At 50.2% G+C, this 22544-nt stretch carries 9 protein-coding genes; all 9 read left to right on the forward strand.

Translation table 11 applies throughout. The features are described 5' to 3' along the window. The first annotated feature begins 66 nt into the window (after positions 1-66). The 9 genes from nifJ (at position 67) to VLX91_00675 (ending at position 22471) form a co-directional block, all read left to right on the forward strand. The gene (gene nifJ / locus VLX91_00635) at positions 67-3714 is read left to right on the forward strand and encodes a pyruvate:ferredoxin (flavodoxin) oxidoreductase (protein HUI28690.1); all 3648 of its coding nucleotides are present in this window, start codon (positions 67-69) and stop codon (positions 3712-3714) included. 199 nt (positions 3715-3913) lie between these two features. After that, a complete protein-coding gene (locus VLX91_00640; protein HUI28691.1) occupies positions 3914-4915 on the forward strand; it encodes a dihydroorotate dehydrogenase-like protein in 1002 nt (333 codons plus the stop codon). Positions 4916-5167: 252 nt separating this feature from the next. Further along, a complete protein-coding gene (locus VLX91_00645; protein HUI28692.1) occupies positions 5168-7276 on the forward strand; it encodes a HAMP domain-containing sensor histidine kinase in 2109 nt (702 codons plus the stop codon). Further along, positions 7277-9055 carry a FecR domain-containing protein gene (locus tag VLX91_00650; GenBank protein HUI28693.1) on the forward strand — a complete coding sequence of 593 codons (1779 nt, stop codon included), beginning with the start codon at positions 7277-7279 and terminating at the stop codon, positions 9053-9055. Positions 9056-9122: 67 nt separating this feature from the next. Beyond that, entirely contained in the window at positions 9123-13778 is a 4656-nt protein-coding gene (locus VLX91_00655) for a PKD domain-containing protein (GenBank protein HUI28694.1), read from the forward strand. Between the two features lie 259 nt (positions 13779-14037). Further along, positions 14038-14496 carry a hypothetical protein gene (locus tag VLX91_00660; protein ID HUI28695.1) on the forward strand — a complete coding sequence of 153 codons (459 nt, stop codon included), beginning with the start codon at positions 14038-14040 and terminating at the stop codon, positions 14494-14496. Between the two features lie 205 nt (positions 14497-14701). Further along, positions 14702-17218, forward strand: coding sequence for a PAS domain S-box protein (locus VLX91_00665; GenBank protein ID HUI28696.1), 2517 nt, complete (start codon positions 14702-14704; stop codon positions 17216-17218). A 310-nt stretch (positions 17219-17528) separates the two neighbouring features. Continuing rightward, positions 17529-21458 carry a PAS domain S-box protein gene (locus tag VLX91_00670; GenBank protein ID HUI28697.1) on the forward strand — a complete coding sequence of 1310 codons (3930 nt, stop codon included), beginning with the start codon at positions 17529-17531 and terminating at the stop codon, positions 21456-21458. A 191-nt stretch (positions 21459-21649) separates the two neighbouring features. Next, on the forward strand, positions 21650-22471 hold the full coding sequence (locus VLX91_00675; protein HUI28698.1) for a class I SAM-dependent methyltransferase: 822 nt from the start codon (positions 21650-21652) through the stop codon (positions 22469-22471). Positions 22472-22544 lie beyond the last annotated feature (73 nt).

Here is a 22544-nt window from a genome sequence, read left to right on the forward strand (position 1 = left end):
AAATTGCAGAAAATACGGCGTCTAGAGTTTTCTATCACATCGTATTTTTTGAAAAAAGGAACAAAAATGGCTGAAGAGAATAAATCCGGGAAGGATGGCAAACAGTCAGCTTTCCCAGGTAATGTTGTAACAATCGACGGTAACGAGGCGGCCGCTTATGTTGCCCACAAACTTAACGAGGTAATTGCGATTTATCCGATAACTCCATCTTCTCCCATGGGAGAGTGGTCGGACGAGTGGTCTGCACAAAACAGGCCGAACCTATGGGGCACCGTCCCGACAGTAGCTGAATTGCAGAGTGAAGGCGGTGCATCCGGAGCCGTCCATGGTGCACTTCAAGCTGGTGCGTTGACGACAACATTCACTGCCTCTCAAGGTTTGCTCCTGATGATCCCAAACATGTTTAAGATTGCCGGTGAGCTGACCTCGACGGTGTTCCATATTGCGGCAAGATCGGTTGCCGCACATGCGCTTTCGATCTTTGGAGACCACAGCGACGTCATGGCCGCTAGAGCGACCGGCTTTGGAATGCTCGCGTCGAATTCCGTACAGGAGGTAAATGATTTTGCTTTGATAGCCCAGGCGGCTACTCTAAAGGCACGCGTGCCATTCTTGCATTTCTTCGACGGCTTCAGAACTTCTCATGAAGTTTTAAAGATTCAGCAGCTGACCGACGACCAGATGCATGCACTCATCAGCGACGAGTTGATTCGCAAGCATCGCGAGAGGGCCCTTTCACCCGACCACCCCGTGCTTCGCGGCTCCGCACAGAATCCGGATGTGTTCTTCCAGGCGAGAGAGGCCGGAAATAAATTCTACGAGGCGTGTCCAGGAATCGTTCAGGAAGTTATGGATCAGTTTGCGAAAGTAACCGGCAGAGCGTATAAGTTATTCGAATATGTCGGATCGCCGGACGCGGAACGTGTCATTGTGATGATGGGCTCTGGTGCGGAGGCAGCACATGAAGCTGTCGAGTATATGAACAGTAAAGGAGAGAAAGTCGGCCTTGTAAAAGTCAGATTGTACCGGCCATTCTCGGTTGAAGCTTTTGTAAAATCGTTACCGAAGACAACCAGGAGCATCGCTGTTCTCGACAGGACGAAAGAGCCTGGGGCGACAGGCGAACCTTTATATTCAGATGTCGTAACGGCGCTGACGGAAACGAATGCATCGGGCAAATTTCCGCTTAAATCGTTCCCTCGAATAATAGGCGGGAGGTACGGTTTGTCGTCGAAGGAATTTACGCCGGCGATGGTCAAAGCCGTGTTTGACGAGGCCAAAAAAGACAAGCCGAAGAATCATTTCACGGTCGGCATTGTGGATGACGTGACGAACACGAGCTTAGACTACGATCCATCATTCGATACCGAGTCGCCGGAAGTAAAGCGAGCGGTCTTTTATGGACTCGGGGCAGACGGTACCGTCGGAGCTAACAAGAACTCCATCAAGATCATCGGCGGTGAAACGGATTTCAACGCGCAAGGTTACTTTGTCTACGATTCAAAGAAATCCGGATCGATCACCATTTCCCACCTTCGCTTCGGACCCAAGCCGATCCATTCAACCTATCTTATCAACAATGCAAACTTCGTCGGCTGTCATCAATGGTTCTTTGTCGAGAAGGTCGACGTTCTGGAGAAAGCTGCTCCTGGCGGCGTATTTCTTCTGAACAGTATTTATGGACCTGACAAAGTCTGGGACAAACTACCGAGAAACATCCAGAAACAGATCATTGAGAAGAAGCTGAAGTTTTACGTTGTCGATGCGTATAAAGTGGCACGCGAGACGAACATGGGAAGCAGGATCAACACGATAATGCAGACCTGTTTCTTTGCGATCTCCGGCGTGCTGCCGCGCGAGCAGGCGATTGAAGAAATCAAAAAGGCGATCAAGAAAACGTACGGTCGAAAGGGCGACCAGGTCGTTCAGCAGAACTTCCAGGCAGTTGATCAGACTCTGGCGAATCTTTTTGAAGTGAAGGTCCCGAACAAAGTGACGAGCACAATCGAAATGCCCCCGGTTGTTTCCGATCGTGCTCCCGAATACGTCAAAAAGGTCACGGCTCAGATGATCGCGGGCAAAGGCGATTCACTGCCGGTGAGTGCAATGCCTATAGATGGTACTTTTCCAACGGCGACCGCACAGTGGGAGAAAAGAAACATCGCTCTCGAAGTTCCTGTTTGGGAAGCCGACATTTGTATTCAATGCAACAAGTGTATCGTGATTTGTCCGCATGCAAGTATACGCACGAAAGTCTATCCGTCCTCTGCCCTGGCCAATGCTCCTGCGAACTTCAAGGCTGTCGATTTCAAGAGCGCTGAGCACAAAGGCATGAAGTACTCCTTGCAGGTAGCACCGGAGGACTGCACGGGCTGTGGGCTGTGCGTCGAGTTCTGTCCCGTGAAGAGCAAGACCGACACGAAGGTGAAAGCTATCAACATGAAGCCTCAACCGCCGATCCGCGAAGTGGAAAGGGCAAATTATGAGTTCTTCCTGGACATTCCTGAAATTGACAGAAGGGATATCAGGTTTGACAACGTGAAGGACTCTCAATTCTTGCAGCCGCTCTTTGAATATTCGGGTGCGTGTTCAGGATGCGGCGAGACGCCATATGTGAAACTAGTGACTCAAATGTTCGGAGACCGAGCGCTCATTGCAAACGCGACCGGTTGCTCATCTATTTACGGCGGCAATCTCCCGACTACGCCTTATACGGTAAATCGCGACGGCCGTGGACCTGCATGGTCTAACTCGCTGTTCGAGGATAATGCCGAGTTCGGTCTCGGCATGAGACTCGCGGTCGACAAGCAAACTGAAATGGCGAAAGAGCTTGTGCAAAAATTAGCTTCTCAAATTGGAGAGCAGCTTGCGAAAGAATTGCTTGAGGCCCGCCAAACCGATGAAGCCGGAATCTACGACCAGCGTCAGAGAGTGAAGATGCTGAAAGAAAAATTGAGTTCAATGAAGTCGGCCGAGGCGCAGAGTCTTTTGAGCATCGCGGACAATCTCGTGAAGAGAAGTGTCTGGATATTCGGTGGAGATGGCTGGGCTTATGATATCGGATACGGCGGACTCGACCACGTCATTGCCTCCGGGAAAAACGTGAATATACTTGTTCTCGACACGGAAGTGTATTCGAACACCGGCGGGCAGATGTCGAAATCGACGTCACGGGCCGCCGTAGCGAAGTTTGCCGCAGGCGGAAAGCCGATGCGGAAAAAAGATCTCTCATTGATGGCGTTAATGTATGGCAACGTCTACGTCGCCCGTGTCGCAATGGGAGCAAACGATGCACAATCGGTGCGTGCATTTCTCGAGGCTGAGTCGTATGATGGTCCATCAATAATCATCGCCTATGCACACTGCATTGAACACGGAATCGACATGTCCATGGGAGCAAGAAACCAGAAGGTTGCCGTCGAGACCGGTTACTGGCCGTTGTTCAGGTTTGATCCACGTCAGGCTTCCCAGGGAAAGAATCCATTGAAGCTCGATTCAAAGGCGCCGAAAGGATCTGTGAATGAGTTCACTTCGCTTGAGAACCGGTTCAACAGTCTGAAGAAGACCAATCCGGCGAGGGCAGAATTCCTGATGAAGCTTGCGCAAGAAGACGTTGACGACAGATGGAAGATGTACGAGCAGCTTTCCAAGGAATACGAGCCGAAAAAAGCCGGCGACGCAGCAGGGACAAAGCCTGTGCCGGCGATGAATTGAAAATGCATGTATCTGTGAAAGAATAGACATTGTCTATCATTGCTAGGACAGAACTGACGAAGCGGCCTTTTACCCGGACCTGTTGAGGAAAAGGATTGCATCGCGAATTCTATCCTGCCGATGTCCGGCCTCGCAATGAGAATTTTCTTTTTCACAATGCTCTTTAGGTTCCGGAGCAACGTTTAGAATATATTCAGACATGATCGATCTCAAAACGAAGTACCTCGGACTGCAGCTTAAGAACCCGATCGTTCCGTCGGCGAGCCCTCTCTCGAAAAATCTTGATAGCATGAAGCGCCTGGAAGATGCGGGTGCTTCTGCCATCGTGATGTATTCACTCTTTGAAGAAGAAATCGCGCACGAAAGTGCCGAGCTCGATCATTACCTGCATTATGGCACGGAAAGCTATCCAGAAGCCCTGACATACATGCCGTCTGCAGCGGAGTACAATCTCGAGCCGGATGCTTATGTGGATCTCCTAAGAAAGGCGAAAGAATCTTTAGGGATACCGGTTATTCCGAGCCTGAATGGAATCACCCCGGGCGGGTGGATAAAGTATGCGAAACACTTCGAGGATGCGGGTGCAGATGCGATCGAGTTGAACGTTTATTATATCGCGACCGATGAGAGGCTCACATCTCTGGATATCGAGGAGCGTTACATCGACGTTCTTTCGGAAGTAAAAGAGGCAGTGAAAATCCCTGTGGCCGTAAAGCTGAGTCCTTATTTTAGCTCGCTGCCGAATTTAGCTGCGAGACTTGTTAAAGCCGGAGCGGACGGGCTCGTCTTCTTCAATCGTTTTTACCAGCCCGACATCAATCTCGATGAGTTGGAAGTCATTCCGGGGGTTGCGCTGAGCGACTCGACTGCAAGCCGGCTTCCCATGAGATGGATCGCGATTTTTTATGGAAAGCTCAAGGTCGATCTTGCGGCTTCGAGCGGTATCCATACGGCGGAGGACGTTATCAAGACGGTCATGGTCGGCGCTGACATAACCATGATGTGTTCTGCATTGCTACAAAATGGAGCCGGTCACATCGCAAAAATCCTCGCCGACATGACTCTCTGGTTCGAGGAGCATGAGTATGAATCGGTGGCACAAATGAAGGGAAGCATGAGCCAGAAGTCCGTCGCCGACCCGGGAGCTTTCGAGCGCGCGAATTATATCAAGGCGTTGAACAGGTTTAAGCTCCTGATATAAAATCGTCAGGACGGTCTTTTGAGAGTATCTCTTAGCCAAAACGAAGGCGCTCCGGTAAAGGTCGGGACGCCTTTTTTTGTTGAGTAGTCGGCTTCGCATATCGGCATTATAATCATAAGCAATCATTCCCGTTCTAGAAGATTGAGTAAACATCGTGACTCCAATTGACACTGGATGTTCATTGCAATAATAATTATTATTTCCTTGTAGTCTGGTGTTTTATTTCTCTTGAAGATTCTAGTCGTATAGATAATGAAAATTCGTCTCTCTCTGCGGAATCGAATATTTCTGGGCCTAGGCGGCCTTACATTTGCTGCGCTGTCGGTAGTTTGGATAATTATCCGTCCGCAATATGAAAAAAGCGTCGTGGCCGAGCGGATCACCATTCTCCAGCAGCTTCAAAGCTTTGAAGTCCAAAACATTGACAGCCAGATAGGAGCCTGGATCACTGCAACAAAATCTGTGGCCGCGCAGCTGACGGATGATCCAAAGGGGGGCGAAGCACTTCTCGTTGACGCAATCACGCTGTTTCCAAATATTGTCCAGATCAGGGTCAATTCACCAGGCATTTCCGAGCAAATAAACGGTCAAAATGTAACCTATCCGTCACCAGCTTTTCAAATCGCGGACAGCATGTTTGTAGCGTCCAGCGATCCCACAGTGATGCTCGCATGGCTCACCGGACTTTCCGGCTCTCCCTCGGAGGCATTTGTGACTCGAACAACTTTCAAGGTTGCAGACAGATTATTCTTTGTCAATATCATGTGGGATGCGGGCATTCTTCAAAGATACTTGACGAGGTTACCGTTCGGATCGACTTATTTCCTGGGTATCTTCGCAGGGAACCGTGTCGTTTATAAGAACCGCTATGATCTCCGAATAATCGATACCTCTTTTACCTACCGGCGTACCTACAATTTGCGGCTCGTTCGCCTGAGAGAAGAGAACTGGCAAACTGCAACGAGTACTTTCCAAAACGCAAACATGAACGTAGTCGTCGCGGTTCCTGAAAAAACCATCATTGCACCGGTGAATCAATTGCTGATTTACTCGTCCACACTTATCATCGCAATTATGACAGCTCTTCTTGTCCTCGGATGGTTCATGTCGCATCAAATAAGCAAGCCGATTGAAATGCTCGTGAAGGACGTTGAACGAATGGAGGATCTCGATTTCAGACAGGGGGTTCGAATTCCAGCCTTGCATGATTTTCACAAGATGGGCGAGACAATAGAGTCCATGAGACGTTCCCTCGAACGATACCAGCGCTTGAATGTCGAGAAGATTATTCTTGAGGAGTGGAAGAACAAACTATTGATGAACCACAGCGGTGATCTGATAGCGATCGCAGACGGCGACGGGAAGCTTGTCTTCCGGAATGCAAAATTCAACGAGCTGTGCCAGCTCATTTCGCTCGATGGCGATGTTGCCATGAAGGATGATGTGATACACCATGCGAGGATTAAGCCTCTGAAGGAAACGATACAGACTGAGGAGGCAGGCTCTTTTACAACTTATTTCGTCCAATCCGAGTTGAAGGTCGAGTTTGAAAACGAAGTCGCCCAGTACTACAGGGTAAACGATCTTACGATCCTTCGCGGCGCCGAAAATTTGGGGTCGTTGATAATTTTCCACGATCTTACGAATGATCGCCTCATCGACCAGATGAAAACGGATATGATGAATGTAATAGTGCACGAACTGCGAAACCGGGTCACGACCATTTCTATGCTGTCTACGCTCTTGTCGAGAGAGGGTGCCATGGAGGAGAGCAAGCGTCGCGAATCTCTCAACATCATCGCGAAAAGCATGCAGACTCTCAACGACCTGATTAATAGGTTCCTCAATATCTCCCGTCTTGAGTCCCGCCGCGTCGACTATACTAAGACACTTTCGGACATCGTAACCATCGTCCGAGATGAACTCGAGAGAGAAATGCTTCAGTTCCAGGAGAAGTCGCTGAAGTCGGAGTTTATCGTTTCCGATGAAATCCCGCTTTCCGTAGTCGTACCCGAATTAATCCATGACGCAGTCGCGAATCTACTGTCGAATGCGATTAAGTACGGAGGTCCCGACCGGACCATAGAGGTGAATTTGTCGCGGATGGATAACTCGATTCTGTTGAGCGTTACGGATCACGGTTACGGCATTTCTCCTGAAGCCCAGGAAAAATTGTTCTCGAAGTTTTACAGAGTATTGACTGATGAGAAGGTGAAAGACCAGGTTGGGACCGGACTCGGTCTGGCATATGTAAAGGAGATTGCGGCCTACCATAACGGCTCCGTCTCGCTTGAATCGAATCCGGAGATCGGATGCAGGTTTACATTGACGATCCCCATAGTGGAAGGGCCTGCCGAATAAATGAATACGCGAGTCCACCAGGGTCTATGTGTGTTGCTGGCGATGCTAATCTTTCTGCCATCTCTTCAAGCACAGAAGAAATCGATCGAGTTTAGAGCTTCGGAACTGTCTGGGACTGCGTTCGCTTTTGCCGGCGACTCGACGGCGTGGCCGATCATAGTGTCGCTGGCGATTCGCAATGTCGCTTCGAATTCTTTCACGTTGTCCGTCGCAGCTCAAAAGCAGTTGAAGGGATTTGCCATCGAACACAATAGAGTCCTGCAGGCAAGGGAGCAAATGTCGCTGCTGATAGAGAACGGTGCGAGAGTCTTTGCAAGCGACCAACTGGATTCCGTTATGAGTTTCTTTTCGATGTATGAACATGCCATCCGGGAAGGCTCCGTCGAAGAAGCCCATCGACATGCCGCGCAGATCATGGCAGGTATGGAGCAAATGCAAAAACTGACCGACGAGAACCGGGACGAAGCTGTCGATGCCCGGCTGGCACAAAAGACCGGAACGGTCGACAAGCGCAGAGGATATCTTGGTGCCTGGCAGACCGCATTTCTCGGGGATTTATTTGTTGCATACGACGGTGTCAAGACGGGAGAAAAAAGCATCGCGCTCCTCAGCTTTGTGGATGGCGTTGATGTTAGCGTGGATCCAAACACGACCGTGATAATTCGTGCATCCAAGCGCGACAGGCTGAGCCAAAAGGTGAAACGGAATATGGCGCTCGTCAACGGTAGTCTCCTGACGATGTTTTCCGAAAAAGCGAAAGAGACAAATGATTTTTCCTTCGAGGCCGGTACATCTGAGTCGGTTGTCAAATCGGCCAAGTTCTGGGCAAGTGCGAAGGGAGATCTAAGTGCGAAGATCTCCAACTATGAGGGCACGATCGATCTATCTGCCAGTAACGTCCGCGTCACTCTCCAGAGCAACGAGGGAACAATCATAAAAAAGGGACAGCCTCCGCTCCGGCCTATAACGCTTCTTCCGCCGCCTCATCTCAACTGGCGCCTGAACGATTCCATCATTTACGTCGATCATCTCATTCTGAAATGGGAAGAGGTTGCCGGGGCAGCGCAATATGAAGTGGAAGCCAGTCCGGGGAAGAACTTCGACCAGGAGACGAAACGGTTCGCGACCGCTTCAACGGATTTTGAGCTGCTCGGCATACCGTTGGCATCGACCTACGTTCGATTGCACTGCATCGACAGATATGGGTTGCGAGGGATCGATTCGCCTGTTTATACCATTATCAGGACTGAAAATACGCCTCGTCCTCCTATCCTAATTGACGGGTGGAATACTGATTTGCGATACACGGTTCTTGAAGAGGTGACCATACATGGAAGAACTCGGACAGATGTCGCGCTCGCTATAAACGGAAGAGCTGTGGAATTGGATTCGTCGGGAGCATTTTCTTACATTGCTCGCTTGCACAAGCCCGAGACCGTCCTGGACATCGTGGCACAGGACAACTCGGGTAATGTCAGCAGGAGGGAGCTCTCCATAATACCGATGGATTCGTCGAAGGTGTTCCAGGTTGATTGGAACTGTCCGATCATTGGAGGAGAACTTAGTGCCACGGGCCCGACGATAGAGGCTCGAGGAACCGCATATCCGCGCGTCCGAGTTGTCGCTGAGGTGGGCGACCAAAAAGTCACCGCGCTGACGAGTCCGCGAGGAATTTGGGCAATGTCTCTCAAGCCCGAGAGGAGTAAGTTGTTGAGATTAACTTTTGAATCCATCGACGATGCATGTCCCATCGGCTCGAAAACCTGGAAGGTACGGTGAAATGAGGCCATTCCATAAAATCAGACCAGTCGAGATTGAGTTGCTTGCAGAGTTTTGCTTTAGCATCATGCTTGTCTTGATATTAGCGAACAATGTATTTGCGCAGGATGTTTTCATGTTTGTCGCAGGGAGAGAGGCACCCGTGACAATCAGAGGCGATGCGGTACACAGTTACGATTTCATCATCAAGCCACCTCCCCGGTCGGTTTCTTCGGAACTTGAGATATACGATGCGTCACTGGGCGGAGTGGCCGATGTCTTTTACAAAGGGCGCGCCATGGAGACCACATATCAATTGTATACTTACAGGAACGGCCGCGCCGATCGAATGATGAAAACACTCACGGTTGCAAAAGATGCCAGATACATCAACCGTTGGACTGACTTCGATTCATTGGATCCTGCTGGCAGTCCCGAGGGCTGGCTTCTCAGGGTTTCCGCCGGCCATGGGAGGGAGTCAAATTCATTTAAGCTCCGCGTCAGGGGAAGTTCATCGGATTCTTCTGAGCACAAATGGGAAATATATGCACTCAATCTGCCGGTATGTTTGTATAAGGTTCCTATAGGCGATGAGGTCCAGTTCCGTCCGGTCTCGGATAAAACAGATGACATCCGTCAACTCTCCTTTGCTGGTGGCGAGGGAGCCGTAGTCTATATGAAAGACGAGTTTGGCAGGTCTTTTCGTCTCTCCCGTGGAAGTATTAGCTTTGACAGCTCGGCGGGAGATCTTGGCAATCGATGGGGAATTGCAGTCGGCGGATCCCACCTCCGAATCAACAATGTAGTCGTCAAAGGCAACAGTCCGCTTCTCTGGCGATGGAAGCCGGTAATTGTCGGGAGGGTCGCCCCAAGAAAGGTTTCAGCGAAGCAGCTTCCTGGGAACGACTGTCTGTCTGCGCGCTTCGCTCTCTCCGGGGAGACCAAACGCCAGGTTGTCAAATCGGAACCGATTTGGGTACTCGCTAAGACGACGATAGAAGGAGACTCTTCGATTATCTCCTTTGTCCATGCGGGAACGTACAGTGGAAAAGTTTTCTTGCCGACGACAGGAATGTATTTCCCAAAATACTGGGTAGGTGACTTTACTGCCCGGATAATTGCTCCGCCCGATCCGAAAATATCTCTACCGAAGAGAATCCTGTCTCCAGGCGAAACCATAGTGCTGACGGCGAAAGAATCTCAAGAGGATATCATTGCGGCTTACCGATGGTATGTCAATAACGAGTATCGCGGGAGCAAGCCTTCCCTTCTTTTTTCCAGCCTTCTACCCGGGAAATATGTCGTCAGGCTTATCGAGAAAAACAGCTCGTTGAGTAGTAAATGCAACGAGGCGTCCACCACGGAGGAGCTGAGAGTCAACTCCCGACCTTATGTTGAAATAAATGCACCGAAAGTGATAGCCCATTCCATGCCGGTAAAATTTCTCGCCTCGAATGCCAGCGACAGCGACGGTGATAGCCTGATATATTCCTGGAGCGGAACCGGCATCGTCTCTCCGCACGACCAACCGAGCATCTCGCTCACGCATGAGAAACCGGGGAACTATAGAATTTCGCTGACGGTATCCGATCAAACGGGGACTGCCAATTCGGACTACACCGCAACTTTCTCGTATCGAGTCGACGCAGATCCGGTCCCTATGTTTTCCCTCCCGACAATGGCTGCTCCCGGTGACGAGATTTCACTTTCCGCCTTGGACTCAAGAGATCCCGACGACAGCAATCTAAAGTTTCATTGGGAGGTTAGTAACGGCATGAACTTTTCCGGACCAACCGCGAAATTTTCGTTCGCACAACCCGGCGATTATGTCGTGAAGCTGACGGCCGACGATGGACAGGGGGTGGCGAATTCCGTCCAATCGACAGAGCACAAAATTCATATCGATGCTCCTGTAGTCCCGATAATTACCGCGGCGGACAGCTCGAATTTGTCGCGGCAGAATTTCTCAGGGAGCAAGACTAAAAGTGCAGACAGTGCCGGTGTTAGTTATGCATGGGATTTTGGTGATGGCTCGAAGGGCGTTGGAGAGAGCGTGACTCACGTTTTCCAGACAGGCGGCAAATTCACAATCACGCTAACGGTAGATGATGGAAAGAAGCAATCGAACAGCGTTCAGAACGCGACGCATGTCATTGTGATTAACAAGAATCCGATCGCTGAGTTTTCGCTTCCTTCAGAATGGGAGCCGGGAAAAACGCTTCGCGTATCCGGAACAAGAAGTTACGATCCTGACGGAATCGTCACCGGTTATACCTGGATCGTAAATGGAAATACGGTGGGACACGACAGCATTGCCGCTCTCGTTTTCCCCGAACCGGGAGATTATGCCGTGGCATTGAAGGTGAAAGATAACTCCGGATTTGAAGATGCAGCTGGGTTGAAGACCGCGCGGATCCATGTCAATTATCCTCCCGTAATCAAATGGGAAATGACTCCGAAAGTTGCCGAACCTGGGGAGGTAGTCACCTTCGACTCGAAAGGCACGTCCGATCCTGATGGCGAGATCAAATCCGTCGTATGGAATTTCTCCGATGGCACTTCTGCTGAAGGTGCTGTCGTGAAAAAGGCATTTAAAGAGAGCGGGGTTGTAGTCTGTAAGATAACGGTGAATGACGGAGAAGGTTTTGAGAACTCCGCGCAGACAGAAGAGTTTTCGTTGTTGGTGAACAGTCCGCCTATCATAGTAACCAGGGATCTCATCCGAACGAATTCACGGATCGTTAACCTGGATGCGTCGAAAAGTTACGATATAGACGGGCAGGCATTGAAGTTCGAATGGCTTCTTCCGGACGGCACTCGCCGATACGAGTCGACTTTCAATTGGGAAGCCCCCGGTGGAGGAATTCATTTCCTCACTTTGACGGTCGATGATGGGCAGGGAAAGAAGAACAGCATAGCACGCGAGACAATCCGGGTGATTGTGAACCGCCCCCCCGTCGCCGTGGTCGACTCCATCATTTATTCCTGCAGTGGTCGAACGGTGCTATTCAACGGGTCGCGGTCTTACGATCCGGATAAGGACCCGCTCATCGCCGAATGGAAATTCGGAGACGGCACGACGTCAGCGGAAATCAACCCTGTCCATACATATACAGAGCCCGGCTATTATGAAGCACGACTCATTATCAGCGATGGGTTTGCTGAAAAGCCTTCCGTTGCGACTCTACCGGTCATTATCGAGGGCTCTCCCCAGGCAGTTCAGGATTTTTCGGATACCACCGTGTGCTTGAACACTCCGATAGAATTTGACGGGACGCGCAGCAGCGACCCGAACGGTCCGATCGGGTCGTTCGCGTGGAATTTCGGCGACGGTACAACCGCATTCGGAAGAAAAGTCTCGCATGCATATTCAAAAACCGGAACGTATCGCGCTGAGCTGACGGTGATCGGAAATGGCAGCGGCAGGTGCAGTCGCGTCAGCCAGGCGACATCCACGGTTCGTGTAGTGGAAGGACCCGTCGCGATGTTTTCGATTCCCCAGGCCGTCAGCGTTGGAGAATATATAACCACTGATGCCTCCGGCTCGAAGACGGAAGGAAAGGTCCTGTCGACAGATTGGAGCATCCGGTCAAAAGACACGTCCTTCACGATAGAAGGTTCCCGTGCCGATTTCATACCGCGAAGTCCGGGAAAATATGATGTAACGCTCACCATCGTGCTCGAAACCGCTGCAAGCTGCGGGACGGCGACGCTCACTCGAACTGTCGTTGTCAACGCGCCGCCGGTCCTCAGATGGAATGTCCCGGATGCCGTTGCACTGGGAGACCTGCTCACGATGGATGCCACCGCATCGACCGATCCTGACGGAGTCATAATCAACTATAACTGGAAGTTCGACGGCAAGACCGTCGCGACGACCCCAGTGGCGTCGATGGTCATGGTTGCTCCGGGAAATCACATCCTTTCTCTGCTAATCACGGACAACTCCGGGACCTCGTCTAGATCAGTTTACAAAGAGATGACCGTCTTCGTCAATTCGAAACCTAATCCGGATTTCAGTCTGCCTGACAAGCTGTACGAGGGAGAGATTGTGCATCTTGTTCCGGCAAGATTCACGGATGCAGACGGTGACAGTCTTTCATTTGTATGGAAGATGGATGGTATCGAAAATGATCCATCGGGTTTGCATCTTACTATCCCCGGCAAACATGCAATCACGCTGATCGCGAACGACGGAAGACAGATGAGCAATTCGGTCGATTCGGTTTCCAAGGAAATCTTCGTCACGTTGAAGCCGGATTTGAACTCTGTGAATTTCCAGAAAGATTGGATCGCGGGGAGTGAGGTTGAGATTTCGAATATTACGTCTCTTCCGCAGGTCGGCTTTGTGACCGATTCCGGCTTCATGTCTCGAACAAAGGTCGGTTCGGCAGGGAAGCAAATAATCGTTCTCGCATGGAATCCACAGGGAACGATACTCGAAAAGGAGCAATTCGATATCGAAGTGTGGCCGTCTCTGGAATTCAAAAACGTTCCTGCACCGGTTAATACCGAATGGAATCCCTCGAATCCGACCAAAGTACTGAATGCGCCTGATGTGAACAGACCCGACAGCCGTAATGTCCGGTACGAATGGCGGAAAGGCGGCGTCGTTGTCGGTTATGGAAAAATCGTTTCCGTCCCGCTGACAAAAGGAGAGAATGTATTTTCCGTGACAGCAACGGATCAAGATATGGTCGGTGCTCGGCCGGTGACGGTTAATGTGGTTGTCGCCTGCCAGTAAGAGAACATTTATTTTCTCAGCCAAAATAAAAGGCGCTCCGGTAAAGGTCGGGACGCCTTCTTTTTGTTTCTTTGATGTGAAATTGCGAATGATCATTCGTGAAATTTACGCTGAGCACCGGTTGATTATTTGATGACTCAATACTAGCTTTACGAAGAGGTGCTTCGCATCGTCGTCGGATGTGGCAAGAACAGACCGAATGGGTATTTCGAATGCACCGAAAGTCAAAATCGTCAACAAGGAAATAAAAGGAGAGCTCATGGCAAGGCGAATATTTTATCTCACTGTTTGTCTTATTCTCACATCTCCCATAGCATTTTCACAGTCGCGCGGTTTTGGCGTCGGACTAATGCTCGGTATGCCGACGGGACTTACGGTGAAAGCATGGACATCTTCTACAGGAGCACTCCAGTTCGGCGCGGGCTGGCGTAATAGCCTTTCGAACACAGGTACATATATTACGGGAGAATATCTCTGGCACGCCATGAATTTTATCAAAGCAAACGGACATCTTCCGCTATACGCAGGCATCGGTGGTGTCATCGGCACCAGCACCCCAACGGTATTCGGAGTGCGCGGCATTTTTGGCCTTGCAGTCCTACCACGGGGAACCCGTCTAGACATCTTCTTGCAGTTGACACCGGTCTTTTACTTTTCACCGTCGCCGGCGCAATTCGATCTCGATGGGGGGGTCGGATTCAGATACTATTTCTTCTAGAGATTTGTTGCTCCACGATATCGGGAAAACATTCTCGATTTGTTGGAAGTTCGCCATAATTTGGCTACATTTTTTCCAATGTAAATCGTGACGATTTGATGGATGAATCAGAAGCACGAGATGCATTATTGACCTTGCTGCAACAGGAGTGCGTCGACAACCGGAGAATAATTATTTTTCCTCGATTCAATCGAAATGGGCGCGGATGAAAAACAAAATTATACGGGTAGCTTTTCGGACGACCCTGATCTACTGGGCATTTTCCCTCCTGTGGATTTTGTTTTCAGACCGCGCTGTCATGAAATTCTCATCCGAACCCGCAGTGTTCACCGCGCTGTCCACCTATAAAGGATGGGGTTTTGTAACTGCCACGGCCGTTTTGCTCTACACATTACTGCATCGGCAGTTGAATCGCTGGCAGGCGGAGATGGAAAGGCGGAGAGAAGCCGAAAAGGCGCTGGGCCATTATGAAATGCTTGCGAATCACGCCCGCGATCTTATTCTATTCGTGAGACTGGCTGACGGGCGCATCATCGAAGCGAACGCCGCTGCTGTGAAAGCGTACGGCTACAGTCGGAAAGAATTATTATCCCTGTCGATCAACGATCTGCGGTTTCCTGCAGAAAGGAATCTTACGGCGGAGCAAATGTCGAAAGCGGACGAGGGAGGTATTCTCTTTGAAACTACCCACGTGCGCAAGGACGGCAGCACGTTCCCCGTTGAAGTGAGTTCGCAAGGCATGGAAGTCGACGGGGCCCGTACACTGGTCAGTGTGATTCGCGAGATCACAGACCGCAAGCGCGCGGAAGAACAGCTCCTGATAAAGAATTCTGCAATTGAATCTTCGATAAGCGCAATAGGCCTCGCTGATCTGAGTGGAAAAATATTTTATGTCAATGAAGAGTTCGTCAAACTCTGGGGATGCAACAATGAGGGCGAAATTATCGGCAAAGATATCTCGGAATTTTCTCACTCGCTTCAAAAGATGCGGCAGGCTGTAGATTTCATGAAGGCGGGTAAGGGATACCTGGACGAAAGTGAAGGTGTTAGAAAAAACGGAGAAAGGTTCGATTTTCAAATATCAGCGAACACCGTTAAATCGGAGAACGGTGATCCGATCTGCATGATGGCTTCATTCATAGACATCACCGAAAGGAAGCAGGTGGAACAAAGGCTCAAGAAAATGTACGAGGAGTTGAAAGACTCCGAGGAAAAATATCGTTCTCTCTTCGAACAATCGAAGGATGCCATCTTCATGTCGGAACCGGATGGCTCATTAGTAGACGTAAATCCCGCGGCGGTCGAGCTCCTCGGTTTCGCTTCGAAGGATGATCTGATCGGAGTCCATATGGCTGATCTTTTCGCCGAACCGAACGACAGCAAATCCCTTTTTGATGCGCTTCGACGTGACAGGTTTGCGAAAGACCAGGAATTTATGTTCAAGAAGAAAAATGGCGAGGAAATAAGAGTCAGTTCCACCACAACTGTCGTACTTGATGAGTCGAGACAGACATTCTTGTTTCTCGGGATTGTCCGTGATATCACGAAGCAGAAAGCTCTTCAGCAGCAATTGATCCAAGCTCAGAGGATGGAGAGTGTCGGGACTCTCGCAGCGGGGATTGCCCACGATTTCAACAACCTTCTCGGCATTATCATGGGTTATTCCGCAGTAATCGAGAAGGGAACTGCCGAACCCGATAAGATAGCCCGAAGTGTGGATACGATTCAGAAAGCTACGGCCCGCGGCGCATCCCTGGTAAGACAGCTCGTTACATTCGCCCAAAAAGGAGAATCGGTGTTTGAGCGCGTACAGATCAACGACGTTGTAAACGAGACGACAAAACTTCTCAGGGAGACTCTGCCTCGAACGATTACGATTGCCACGGAGCTCAAGCCCGATCTTCCACCTATCGATGCCGATGCGACGCAGATCCAGCAGGTACTCTTGAATCTTTGTGTCAACGCGCGCGACGCAATGCCCGGTGGAGGCACAGTGAGGATTGTTACCACCGCTTTGGAAAAAGAAAAGGTTGTCTCGAGGTTTCCTAATGCCTCGTCAAAGGGGTACATATTTCTCGAGGTCACGGATACCGGCACCGGGATGGACGAAGAGACGAAGCGAAGAATCTTCGATCCGTTCTTTACGACTAAGGATGTAGGCAAAGGCACGGGACTAGGCCTCTCGCTTGTTCATAGCATTGTCTCAAACCATGGCGGCTTCGTCGATGTGGACACGAGTCCGGGAGCGGGCACGACGTTCGGCATCTACCTCCCGATAGAGGAGCAGAAAGCGGAGCATGTCGAAACCGCCGTCATACCGCTTGAAGATGTGCCCGGCGGAACCGAAACAATTCTGGTCATAGAAGATGAAGAGATGCTGAGGGAGCTGGTGAAGACCGTCATCGAATTCAAAGGCTATCATGTCATCACGGCGTGCGACGGAGAAGAAGGCATAGAAATATTCAAACGCAAGCAGAGTGAGATTGCTTTGGTCATTTCCGATCTGGGTCTGCCGAAATTTCCTGGTGATGAAGTCCTCAGGAGAATCCGGTCGTTAGATCCGGCCGCAAAACTGGTTGCGGCAAGCGGGTTTGTCGAGTCTGATGTAAGAATGAGGCTGCTCAACTTGGGGGTCGAGCGTTTCGTTCAGAAACCATATTTGCCTTCCGAAATATTGCAGACCATCAGGGGAATCATCGACGGGAATAATTCAGTCCGTTAACGGATTTACACGGAAATAATTCGCACTGCTTGACAGTAAATCAATTTGTTGAAAGTTCATTATAAATTGTCTACATTTTTCCGAAATATAAATTGTGTTCCTTTGTTAGATGAGTCAGAAGCACGAGTAATGATACTTGTCAGGCTGGACAAGATCGCGTGAACACAATTGGAGTCATCTTTTGAAACTGATTGAAGATGATCCATTCGCCACAGCTTGTGGGAATTCCTTCTTGATCTAAAGCTGGTCTGATCTTCAAGCCTGAGTATTTTTAGTAAAGCGTAATCCGCTTTGGGTCGATAATTATCTCATGAAGAAGCGTGTCCGGAAATCTCGAAGTCAATTTGGGGTCTTCTTTGAGTCCAGTTCACAGCCGATGTGGGTTTACGATCCTGCTTCGCTTGAATTTCTCGACGTCAACGTGGCAGCCGTCGCGAAGTATGGCTACTCACGGCGTGAATTCCTCAGCATGACCGTCAAGGACATCTATCCTGAAGAAGACCGGCAGCAGCTGGAGAGCCGTCACTCCAGGTCGGAGGAGAAATACCTCGGAGAGCACAGGCATCGTCTCAAAGACGGCAGAATAATAGATGTCGAAGTCAATTCCCGTACGATTAAGATTCGTGGAACAAAGGTAGTCATGGTTGTCGTCCATGATATCACCGGCCACAAAAATGTGGAGAAAGTTCTGAAGGAAGACGAGCTGTTGCTGTCGTCAGTGGGACAAATGGCGAAGGTGGGCGGCTGGGAATTTGACGCTGCTACAGGGAAGGGGTCGTGGACGGAAGAAGTCGCGCGGATCCATGAATTGGAACCGGATTTTGAAATAAACGTCGAAATCGGGTTGAATTTTTATGTGCCTGAATCTAGAGCGAGGATAGAAAAGGCGGTCAGAGAGTCGGTTGAATCCGGAAAGCCGTTCGATCTTGAGTTGGAAATAATCACGGCGAAAGGAAATCACAGGGTGATCAGGACGATTGGCGTTCCGGTCGAAGAGGGCGGCCGCGTAGTTAAAGTAAGAGGATCATTTCAAGACATCACCGAGCAGGTGAAAACACGCCGGGAGCTGCAGGAAAGCGAAGAACGATTCAGGAATCTTTATGAAGCTGCGCCGGTCGGAATTTCGAACATCACTCCGGATGGCAAATTCATACGATGCAATCCGGCGCTGGAAAGAATCATCGGCTACACCGAACCAGAATTGCAGAAGCTGTTGATCTACGAGGTCACCCATCCCGAGGACAGGGCAGCAAATGAAACTCTCATGAACGAAATTGCCGAAGGCAGGATCAGAACAGGTTCGCTGGAAAAAAGATATATCAGGAAGGACGGGAGAATAGTTTGGGTGCGGCTTGTATCCTCGGGAGTGTACGATTCGGGGGGACAACTTCTCTATTCGGTTTCGATTACCGAAGATGTAACTGACAGGAAATTGGCGGATGACAAAATCAATCGCATGAACAGGATTTACGCTGTCCTTTCAGAGATCAACGAGACACTGATCCGTGTACGCGATTTGAAAAAGCTGTTTGAAGAAGCGTGTCGAATCGCAGTCGAGGTCGGGAAGTTTAAGCTTGCCTGGATTGGAACCGTCGACGAGAAGACCGGGGATGTCGATCCGGTTTCATATTCCGGCGATGGAGGAGGTTACCTCGAGTTGCTGGACATTTCTATTTCGCCCGAGAAACCTGGCAGCCGCGGACCTGTAGGTGTCGCACTTCGCGAAAAGCGCCATGTCGTCAGAAATGATATCGAGCATGACGGTGTGGTCTTGCCATGGCATACCGAGGCACTTAAACGCCGGTTTAGATCCTCCGCGGCCTTCCCGCTGATGAATGCGGATCGAACCTACGGAGTCATTTGCTTCTATTCTTCCGAAGCCAGGTTCTTCGACGAACAGGAGGTTGCTCTTTTGAGAGAATTGTCTTCCGACATTTCATACTCGATTGAGAATATCGAGCTTGACGAGAAGCACAAGGAGCTGTCAAAGGATCGCGACCGCATGTTCAACTATTCACTTGACATGTTGTCGATCATAGGATTCGATTCGTACTTGAAGCAGATCAACCCGGCGTGGTCGAAGATACTTGGCTGGACGAACGAGGAGTTGTTGGCGAAACCGTTTCTGGAGTTCATCCATCCCGAAGATCTCGGGCCGACGACCGAATTTGCAGCGGGTCTTGCGAGAGGGAAGGCGGTCTACTCCATCGAGAACCGGTGCAGGTGTAAAAACGGAACTTATAAGTGGCTTTCGTGGAACTGCGTCCCGCTCGTCGAAGAGAAGATGGTATTCGCCGTGACGCGCGATATTACCAATCAAAAGCAGAGTCAAGAGCAGCTCCTTGTAAGAAATGCCGCCATCGAGTCATCCATGAGCGCGATCGGACTCGCCGACATGGACGGCAAGGTATTTTACATCAACGCAGCTTTTTTAAATCTTTGGGCCTATGACCACATTCATGATGTGATCGGGAAGGATATTTCGGAATTCTCTATGTCGGCGGAAAGGCTGCAAGGTGCAATCGCAACAATGAAGGCAGGGAAAGGTTTCTTCGGTGAAAGCAAAGGTGTAAAAAAAGATGGGACCACATTCGATTTCCAGATTTCCGCCAACATCGTGAAGTCGGAACGGGGAGAACCCATTTGCATAATGGCTTCTTTCATGGACATCACCGAGAGGAAGAGAGCCGAAGAAAAACTCAATGCCGCTTACGAGGACTTAAAACATTCCGAGGAGAAATACAGGTCGCTCTTTGAGCAATCGAAGGATGCTATCGTCATGGCGAGACGCGACGGCTCCATGATAGACGCAAATCCGGCAGCGGTCGATCTGCTCGGCTTTGATTCTAAGGATGAGTTCCTTCGGACGAACATACGCGATATTTATGCCGAACCTGAAGACAGGAAATTACTCCTTGAGGTTCTCGAATCGGATAATCATCTGAAAGAGCATGAATTCGTTCTCAAAAGAAGAAATGGAGAACTGGTAACGGTCAGCGCCAGCATAACGGGTGTTCGCGATGAATCGAGTCGCCTCGTCTCTGTCCTTGGTATTCTTCGTGACGTCACCAAGCAGAAGAACCTCGAGACCCAGCTTGTCCAGGCACAGAAATTAGAGAGTCTCGGAACCCTCGCAGGTGGAATCGCCCATGATTTCAATAACATTCTCGGCATTATCGCGGGTTACTCGGCATTCCTCGAGAGAAGAGACCCCGGGCCGGAGAAAATATTGAGGAGCACCGAAGCGATTCAGAAAGCTACCGCCCGGGGAACCGCACTCGTGAGGCAGCTTCTCACATTTGCCCGGAAAGGCGAGTCGGTATATGAACGCATCTCGATCAACGATGTTGCTGAGGAGATCATGAGACTTCTCGAGGAAACTCTCCCAAAGACAATCGAGGTAGTGCCGGATCTCGAGACCAAACTTCCGTCGATCGCTGCTGATTCGACACAGATCCATCAAGTTTTGCTGAACCTCTGCGTCAATGCGCGTGACGCAATGCCGAACGGCGGGACGCTCAAGATTAGAACCGGACAATTGGAAGGTGAGTCGCTGGCTTCGAAGTTTCCGGCAGTCTCGCCGGGAAAATATGTTATGCTCGCAGTGAGCGACACCGGGATCGGAATGGACGAGGAGACGAAGAAGCGGATGTTCGATCCCTTTTTTACGACCAAAGAGGTCGGCAAAGGTACGGGACTCGGTCTGGCACTCGTTCACAGCATCGTTGCCAGCCACCGCGGATTTGTGGATGTGGAGACGCAGCTCGACAAAGGTACGACGTTCTACATCTTTCTTCCGGTTAAGGAACGCAAGATGGAAAATGTCGAGACGACTGAAATAGCGATGCAGGATGTTCCGGGCGGGAACGAAACCGTTCTCCTGATCGAGGATGAAGAGATGCTGAGAAATCTTGTGAGAGCCGTCATCGAATCGAAAGGCTACAATGTGCTTGTCGCATCGGACGGCGAAGAAGGAATCTACCTATATAAGAAGTGGCGAAAGGATATCGATGTCGTCATATCGGATTTAGGTCTACCGAAGATTCCGGGCGATGAAGTCCTGAGGACAATCCGTTCAATGGATTCGAAGGCAAAGTTGATCGCAGCAAGCGGCTTCATAGAAGGAGACGTCAGATCGAAGCTGCTCGACTTAGGTGTGACTCATTTCATCCAAAAGCCGTACAGGCTTGCGGAAATGATGATGACGCTCAGAGATGTCATCGACGAGAAAGCGGAGTAAGCGCAAGAATATATCCTCCGAGTTCCAATAGTCGTCGCTGTAACTACCAAATGATAACATAGCAAGAATCGGGTTGGTTGTTCGCAGTCTTCTTTCTATCATGATTTGAAAAACTTTTTCTCTATTGTGCTTTTGGATCTTTAAACAACTGCAGATTTTCAGAAAGAAGTGACATCGCGAAAGGAGATGAGATGGCTTCCGAAAAAGATTATATACTGGGAACGCACGATGAAGAGATTTCGCGGCTCGGGCTTCAGCATCTCGTTTGGCGGCCGCGGGCACTGGACACATGGAAACGCGCTGGCTTCTCTGTCGGCCAAACGATAATAGACATCGGGTGTGGACCGGGTTACGCAGCGTTTGATCTGTCGGAAATAGTCGGAGCCTCGGGACACATTTTTGCCATAGACCGTTCCAGGAGATTTTTAGACAACGTCGAGTCAGCGCGGGACCGACGCGGTTACGCAAATATCACCGCGGTCGAATGCGATTTGGACGAAGAAGATTTTCAGGCCCCGCGTGCGGATGGAGCGTGGTGCAGGTGGATATTCTCCTTTGTGAAACGTCCTCATGAGTTGGTCAGCCGCATTGCACGAAGTTTGAAGAAGAATGGAGTGATCGTCCTTCACGAATACTTTGACTATTCAACGTGGCGGTTCGCTCCGCGTTCCGGCGAACTGGAGGAATTCGTGGAAGCGGTCATGGGAAGCTGGCGTGCGAGCGGCGGGGAACCGGATATAGGTCTCAACCTGCCGGTGTGGCTGGAAGAGTGCGGCTTCGAGATAACGGAGATGAAACCGATCATCGACATCGTGCCTGCGTCCAGCTTCGTATGGCAATGGCCGAGGGCTTTTATCAATGCGAATCTCGATCGCCTAGTCGAGCTCGGTCGTATGGATAGAGAAAGGGCGAGGGAGATTTTGCGCGCGGTCGATGCTTGTGAGAAACGCCCCGGCACTTTGATGATTACTCCGGCCGTCGTAGAGATAATTGCTTTATTAAAGAATCCGTAGCAGGACACCGGTTGAGGAATTTTCTCGCGGCCGTTTTGATGACGGATTACTTTCGCGGAGAAGACTCCTTCCG

This window comes from Candidatus Acidiferrales bacterium, from assembly GCA_035515795.1.
In the GTDB taxonomy this organism is placed as follows: domain Bacteria; phylum Bacteroidota; class Ignavibacteria; order Kryptoniales; family JAKASW01; genus JAKASW01.